Origin of the sequence: uncultured Demequina sp. (genome assembly GCF_913055775.1) — a bacterium.
Taxonomy (GTDB): domain Bacteria; phylum Actinomycetota; class Actinomycetes; order Actinomycetales; family Demequinaceae; genus Demequina.
In genome coordinates this window covers 1-6,688 of record NZ_CAJXJX010000137.1, presented here as the reverse complement: position 1 = coordinate 6,688, position 6,688 = coordinate 1, and the positions used below count along the sequence as shown (strand labels likewise).

Below are 6,688 nucleotides of genomic sequence, written 5' to 3'. Positions count from 1 at the left end.
CCCCGAATCTCCCCGCCATACCCCGGCCCCGCCTCCGCTCCCGCGCGCAGGAAAGGGCCCCGAATCGAGCAAACTGCACGACCCTGCCCTTTCCTCCCGAGCAAGCTGCATGAACGCTGGGCCAGGCCCCTGTCAGGTGAGACAGGGAGACCGCAATTCTTCCGAATCTCACGAATCGCGGCGACCGCGGTCTGGTCCACCAGATCGCTGCTGTCGAAGGAGGAGGTGATCGCGGCGAGATGGGCGTCGTTGCGCTCCCGCGACCAGGAGGCTCGGAAGCCCAGGCGCGGCACCGCGGGGAGTCCGTAGAAGCGCTCGGCGGCCTCGGGCTCGCCTGCGACGAGCGTGACGTCCGCGATGCCTCGTCGTCGCAACATGTCGACGGCGGCCTCGGTCATGGCCTCGTCGCCGAGGTGGTAGAGGTCGTGCCAGCCGATATCGCCGATGACGACGACTTTCATAGCGTCCTTCCGGCTACGGGTGAGAGGGCCTCCAGCGTACCCGGCGCGAGATCTCGGGCGGGGCCGCTGCGCGGCAGCTCCTCCATGGCTTAACCGTCCGCGTCGGGGCGGTCGTAGCCGAACCGCCGGTAGTCCTCGCCGTAGAACTCGCTGATCAGTCGTGCGGCGCGCGACGTGATCTCGACATCCGCGGGGCGGACGCTCGTCACCTCGGAGCCCTTGTGGAGTCGTGGCACCGTGAGCGGGAGGTCCAGTCCGGTGAGGTCCGCGAGGTGCGCGAGGCCCCTGTCGATGCCGTCCTCGACGCGGAAGTTCTGGGCGCCCGAGACCATGAACTCGACCTGGGGGCGGATGTGGTTGTCGTAGATCGAGGGGTTCTGGAGGCTCTTGCGCAGGGTCTCGCGCAGCCACCGCTCGAAGGCGCGGCCAGAGACGTCCACGGAGTCGTTCTTGCGCATGCGCCACACGTACTCCGACCGCATGCGCGGCAGGGGATCGCGGACGAAGCTGAAGACGGCGTCGAAGCGTCCGATGCGGAAGATCCGCTCGAGGTCGGCGGCGTGCGTGTGCTGGGGGCTGTTGCGCCGAAGGTAGTTGACCGAGCCGGGACCGCCGCGGTGGTCGAAGAAATCCATCCTCCACCCGGCGTCCTTGAAGGCCGTCTCGACGGAGCCCCCGCCCGTCTTGGGGACGTGGACGAAGAGCAGCGCGGCTCCGTCCTTCCTCAGCACAGGCATGGTCTCTCCTCAGCGTTGTGACAGCACCAGGCTAGCAATGAGTCGGATGGTCACGGATCGGTAACGGTTGCGGTCGAAACGATGCGACAGGGTTGCGCCTAGTTGGTTAGTAATCTTAACTAACTAACTATGACGACCCACGAGGCGCAGCGACGCTCCACTGGGAGGCGGGCCACCGGGCTCGACCCTCTCGGTGCGGCGACGAGCGCCACGAGCCACCGCGCCCTCGCCGGCGCGGTGAGGCCGGGTGCCCGGGTGCGGCCCGAGCACGCCCGTCGTCACAACCGTGCGCTCGTTCTGCAGGCCCTGTACCGGGGCGATGGCATGAGCCGCGCGGATCTCGCGCGGGAGGTGGGCCTCACGCGCGTCACGATCTCGGACCTCGTCGCGGACCTCATCTCCGAGGACCTGGTCGTCGAGCTCGGGATCCGCCCCGACTCGCGCCCGGGCAAGCCCGCGACGCTCCTGGACATCAACCGCACCGGCTTCTCGATCGTCGGTCTGGACCTCTCCAACAACAGCGCGTTCCGCGGCGTGGTCACCGATCTCGACGGCTCCGTGCTCGAGCGGTCCGAGGTCCCCGTCACGGGCGTTACCGGAGAGGACGCGGTCGCGCGGGTGCACGCCCTCCTCGACGACCTCCTCGGTCGTGCCAGCGCGCCGGTGATGGGCATCGGAGTCGGCAGCCCCGGCATCGTGGACCTCGAAGGGGTCGTGGTGTCCGCACCCAACCTCGTGTGGCACGACGTCCCCCTGCAGCGTCTGCTGGCCGAGCGCTACAGCCTCCCCGTCGTGGTCGCCAATGACGCGAACATGGCCGCGATCGGCGAGCGGTCGTTCGGCGGCGCCAGCCCCGACATGATGCTTGTCCGGGTGGGCCGAGGCGTCGGCTCCGGCATCGTCGTGGGCGGCCAGGTCGTGTACGGATCGGGCTTCGCCGCCGGCGAGATCGGCCACGTCGTGGTCGGCACCGACGGCGGCGACGAGTGCGCGTGCGGCAAGGCGGGATGCCTGGAGACCTGGCTCGCATCGCCCCGGCTCGAGGCGAACCTCGCGCAGGCCGCGACGGAGGCCGAGCGGGAGCAGGTGCTCCGCGAGGCCGGCGAGCGGCTCGGCATCTCCCTGGGCCCCGTGGTGGGCGCCCTCAACCTCGGCGAGGTCGTCCTTGCCGGTCCCCACAATCTTCTCGCAGGTCCCCTCCTGGAGGGCACCTCCGAGACGCTTCGCAGCAGGACGATGGCCGAGCTTCACGGCGATCTGACTCTGCGGATGACCTCGCTCGGGCGCGACATCGTCGTGCTCGGTGCGGTGGTCACGGTCCTCACCGGACAGCTGGGGGTCTCCTGACCTCCTCCACAACGACGTGGCCCCTCAGGTCACGGACGGCACACACACAAACAGAAGGAAGTAGTTCGATGAAGAAGATGACAAGCGGCGCCGTGGCCTTCGCGGCCGCCTCCGCCATCGTCCTCGCTGGATGCTCGTCGTCCGGATCCGACGACCCGGCAAGCGAGCCCGACGAGACCACCGACGAGACCACCGAGGAGACCACCGAGACGGTCGCGCAGGACATCACCCTGTGGCTCATGGGTGCGCCCGACACCCCGGAGGACCTGGTCACCTACCTCGAGGACACCTACGCGGCTGAGAACGGCGGCACGCTGACCGTCGAGGCCGTGGCCTGGGGCGACGCTCTCCCCAAGCTCACGACCGCGCTCCCCGACGCGGCCAACACCCCTGACGTCGTCGAGATCGGCAACACCTGGGCGCCCACCTTCACGGCCGTCGGTGCGTTCTCGGACCTGTCCGACATGTACGACGAGCTCGGCGGCGACGACCTGCTTCCGTCGTTCACCGAGGTCGGCTCGGTCGACGGCACCCCCTACGCGCTTCCGTACTACTTCGGCTCGCGCAACATGTGGGCCCGTGCGGACATCTACGAGGCCGGCGGCGTCGAGGTGCCGACCACCCTCGCGGAGGTCACCGAGGTCCACGCCTCGCTGAAGGACCAGGGCCTGGGCGGCCTGTACCTGGGTGGCCAGGACTGGCGCAACGCCATCTCCTGGGTCTTCGCCTACGGTGGCGACCTCGCCGCCAAGGACGGCGACCTGTGGGAGTCGACGCTGTCGAGCGCCGAGAGCCAGGAGGGCATCGCGGCCTGGCAGGAGATGTTCGAGTCGGCATCGGTGGCCAACGCCAACGACACCGACGCGGACAACTACTTCATCATCAACGACGACACGTTGGCCGGCATCCCGGCGGCGGCGTCGATGGCTCCGTCCTGGGCCGCCTGCTGCATCGGTCTGCCCGTCGAGGGTGGCGAAGAGGGCGAGGTCGCGTGGGATGACGCGGCGAACACCGCCTACGGTCTGCCCGGCGTCGACGGTGGCCTCGCCCCCGTGTTCGCCGGTGGCTCGAACATCGGCATCTCGGCGCAGTCCGAGAACCAGGAGGGCTCGCGCGACCTGCTCCGCATCATCTTCTCGGATGACTTCCAGGCCATGCTCGGCGAGAACGGCCTCGGTCCGGCCAACGTCAACGCGAAGGACTCCTTCGTGACCGACGAGTTCCGTCAGATCGCCTGGGACACCGCTCAGGTCTCGAAGCTCACCCCGGCCGCGCCGGGCTGGGCCTCCGTCGAGGGCTCCGGCCTCCTGGAGGAGTTCTTCCAGGCCGTCGCCGAGGGTGGCGACATCGCCGCCCTCGCCGCCGAGTACGACGAGAAGATCACCGCTCAGCTGAACGGCTGATCCCCTCTTCCCGGTCCGGACGCCGCCCCCGGGGCGTCCGGACCGGGAGACCCGGGGCCGCATCGGCCCTGCAGAGGCGGGCGCACCGCACTCCCCGCGCCAGTGCCCCGCCTCCTCCCGCGCGAGACCACCCGCGCCACCACCCCAGTTGCCCCTGAAAGGCTTCGCCATGCCCGCTCCCACCGCCGCCCCGCCGGCCGAGGTGCTGCCTCCCGTGCAGTCCGACTCGGCCGCGCCGCAGGGCCGCCGCCGGAAGAACCGGCTCCCGTACTACCTGATCATTCCCGCGATCGTCGTGGTGGTCGTGGGTACCGGCTACCCGCTGATCTGGCAGTTCGTCACCTCGTTCCGCGAGTACGGACTCGCGCAGCAGTTCGGCAACCCCGCACCGTTCGTGGGTCTGCAGAACTACATCGAGATGCTCACCGACCAGGGCTTCTGGGGCATCGTCCTCAGGTCCGTCGTGTTCTGCCTCGTCACGGCGACCGTGAGCATGGGCCTGGGCATCCTGCTGGCCATCATCATGAAGAACGTGGGCAAGGTCGCCCGCCTCAGCCTGCAGATCGCGCTGCTGCTCGCGTGGGCCATGCCCATCGTCGCCTACATGACGGTGTGGATCTGGCTGTTCGACGATCGCAACGGCGTGCTGAACTACCTGCTGTCGCTCTTGCCCGGAGTCGACATGATCGGCCACAACTGGCTCGTGAATCCGCTGAGCTTCTTCGCCGTCGGCTCGATCATCATCATCTGGTACTCGGTGCCGTTCATCGCCTTCTCCGCCTACGCGGGCTTCACGCAGGTGAGCGACGAGGTGCTCGAGGCGGCACAGTTGGACGGCGCCTCCGGCTCGGCGATCACGCGCCGGATCATCCTGCCGATCATCAAGCCGGTGCTGTCGATCGTGTTCCTGCTCCCGCTCATCTGGGACCTCCGGGTCTTCGCACAGATCCAGCTCCTCCAGGACGCCGGATCGTTCGGTCAGCAGTACGACCTGCTCGGCACGTACATCTACAAGCTCGGCACCGGCTCGCAGGACTTCGGGCTCGCCGCGACCGCGGCCATCGTGGTCATGCTGCTGACGCTCGGACTCAGCTGGGTCTACGTGCGCCAGCTGATGAAGGAGGACGCGGAGTCATGAACATCACCAAGAAGAGCCCGGCCGCGAAGTTCGGCTGGACCGCGATCGCCATCGTCGCGACCATCGCGTGGGCGTTCCCCGTCTACTGGATGATCAACTCGTCCTTCCTGCCCAACTCGACGCTGCAGTCGCTGACTCCCACGTTCGTCCCCTTCGGCGGCGACTTCCGCAACTTCTCGTCGGCGCTCGAGGACGGCACGTTCGTGCGCGCCCTCGGCATGTCGGCGATGATCACGGGCCTCACGCTGATCGTCTGCATCGCGTTCGCCTTCTTCGCCGCGCTCGCGATCTCGCGCTTCCGCTTCCGCGGCCGCAAGTCGTTCGTGCTCGCGGTGCTCGTGATCCAGATGATCCCGGCAGAGGCGCTGTTCATCGCGCAGTACAAGATGATCGCCGGCTTTGGCATGCTCAACACCGTGGTGGGCGTGTCCCTGATCTACACCGCGACTGTCATCCCGTTCACGATCTGGATGCTGCGCGGGTTCGTCGCGGGCATTCCGGCGGACCTCGAGGAGGCCGCGATGGTGGACGGCCTCAGCCGCAACCAGGCCTTCATGCGCATCACGTTCCCGCTCCTGGCGCCCGGGCTGGTCGCTTCCGGCGTATACGCGTTCCTGCAGGCCTGGAACGAGTTCGCCGTCGCGCTGATCCTGCTGCCCGAGGGCCAGAAGGCCACCCTGCCGCTGTGGCTGCGCGGCTTCCTGCAGGACAGCGCCGTCAACCAGACCAACTGGGGCGAGGTGATGGCCGCGTCGACGCTCGTCGCCGTGCCTGTCATCATCTTCTTCATGTTCGTGCAGGGCCGCATGACGCAGGGCCTCGTGGGCGGGGCGGTGAAGGGATGACCGCGCTCGCGACCCTGATGCCCGGCTTCGAAGGCCCGGAGCTGCCCGCATGGGTCGAGCGTCGACTGCGCGAGGGCATGGGAGGCGTGTGCCTGTTCGCCACCAACGTCCGCTCGCCCGAGCAGCTCCGCGCGCTCACGGACGCGATCTACGCGGCGAACCCCGATGCGATCGTGTCGATCGACGAGGAGGGGGGCGACGTCTCGCGCCTGTACCAGCGTGACGGCTCGCCGTTCCCGGGAAACGCGCTCCTGGGACGCATCGACGACGAGGCCCTCAGCCGCGCCGTGGGCGAGCAGGTGGGACGCGAGCTGCGGGAGGTCGGCGTGAACCTCACGCTCGCTCCCGACGTCGACGTCAACTCCAACCCCAGCAACCCCGTCATCGGGGTGCGCAGCTTCGGCGCCGATGCGGCGCTGGTGGGCCGCCACGGAGTCGCGTGGACGCAGGGCGTCCAGGCCATGGGCGTCGCGGCGGACGCCAAGCACTTCCCGGGGCACGGGGACACCGCGCAGGACTCCCACGTGTCGCTGCCGACCGTCGATGCGGACGTGCAGGCTCTGCGCCAGCGCGAGCTCGCGCCGTTCGCCGCGGCCATCGCCGGCGGCGTCCAGACCATCATGAGCTCGCACATCATGGTGCCGGCGCTCGACCCGGACAACCCCGCGACCTTCTCGAGCGCGATACTCACGGACCTGCTCCGCGCGGAGATGGGCTTCGACGGGGTGATCGTCTCGGATGCGCTGGACATGGTGGG

7 protein-coding genes are annotated in these 6,688 nt (G+C 68.8%); 5 read left to right on the top strand and 2 right to left on the bottom strand.

The window, feature by feature from the left end; translation table 11 throughout:
* Positions 1 to 461 (bottom strand): hypothetical protein (locus QZ483_RS11845; protein ID WP_297084240.1); only part of this gene is annotated, 461 nt, incomplete at its 3' end.
* An 89-nt stretch (positions 462 to 550) separates the two neighbouring features.
* Entirely contained in the window at positions 551 to 1,198 is a 648-nt protein-coding gene (locus QZ483_RS11840; protein WP_297084238.1) for a sulfotransferase family 2 domain-containing protein, read from the bottom strand.
* 324 nt (positions 1,199 to 1,522) lie between these two features.
* On the opposite strand from QZ483_RS11840, the gene QZ483_RS11835 reads away from it, so the two are divergent.
* The 5 genes from QZ483_RS11835 to QZ483_RS11815 form a co-directional block, all read left to right on the top strand.
* On the top strand, positions 1,523 to 2,545 hold the full coding sequence (locus tag QZ483_RS11835) for an ROK family protein (RefSeq protein WP_367117109.1): 1,023 nt from the start codon (positions 1,523 to 1,525) through the stop codon (positions 2,543 to 2,545).
* Positions 2,546 to 2,613: 68 nt separating this feature from the next.
* Entirely contained in the window at positions 2,614 to 3,948 is a 1,335-nt protein-coding gene (locus tag QZ483_RS11830) for an extracellular solute-binding protein (protein ID WP_297084234.1), read from the top strand.
* A gap of 169 nt (positions 3,949 to 4,117) precedes the next feature.
* A complete protein-coding gene (locus QZ483_RS11825) occupies positions 4,118 to 5,086 on the top strand; it encodes a carbohydrate ABC transporter permease (RefSeq protein ID WP_297084232.1) in 969 nt (322 codons plus the stop codon).
* Positions 5,083 to 5,931, top strand: coding sequence for a carbohydrate ABC transporter permease (locus QZ483_RS11820; protein WP_297084230.1), 849 nt, complete (start codon positions 5,083 to 5,085; stop codon positions 5,929 to 5,931). The genes QZ483_RS11825 and QZ483_RS11820 overlap by 4 nt, the downstream gene beginning before the upstream one ends.
* Positions 5,928 to 6,688, top strand: a 761-nt coding sequence (locus QZ483_RS11815) for a glycoside hydrolase family 3 protein (RefSeq protein WP_297084227.1), incomplete at its 3' end; no start/stop codon positions are given. The genes QZ483_RS11820 and QZ483_RS11815, both read left to right, overlap by 4 nt.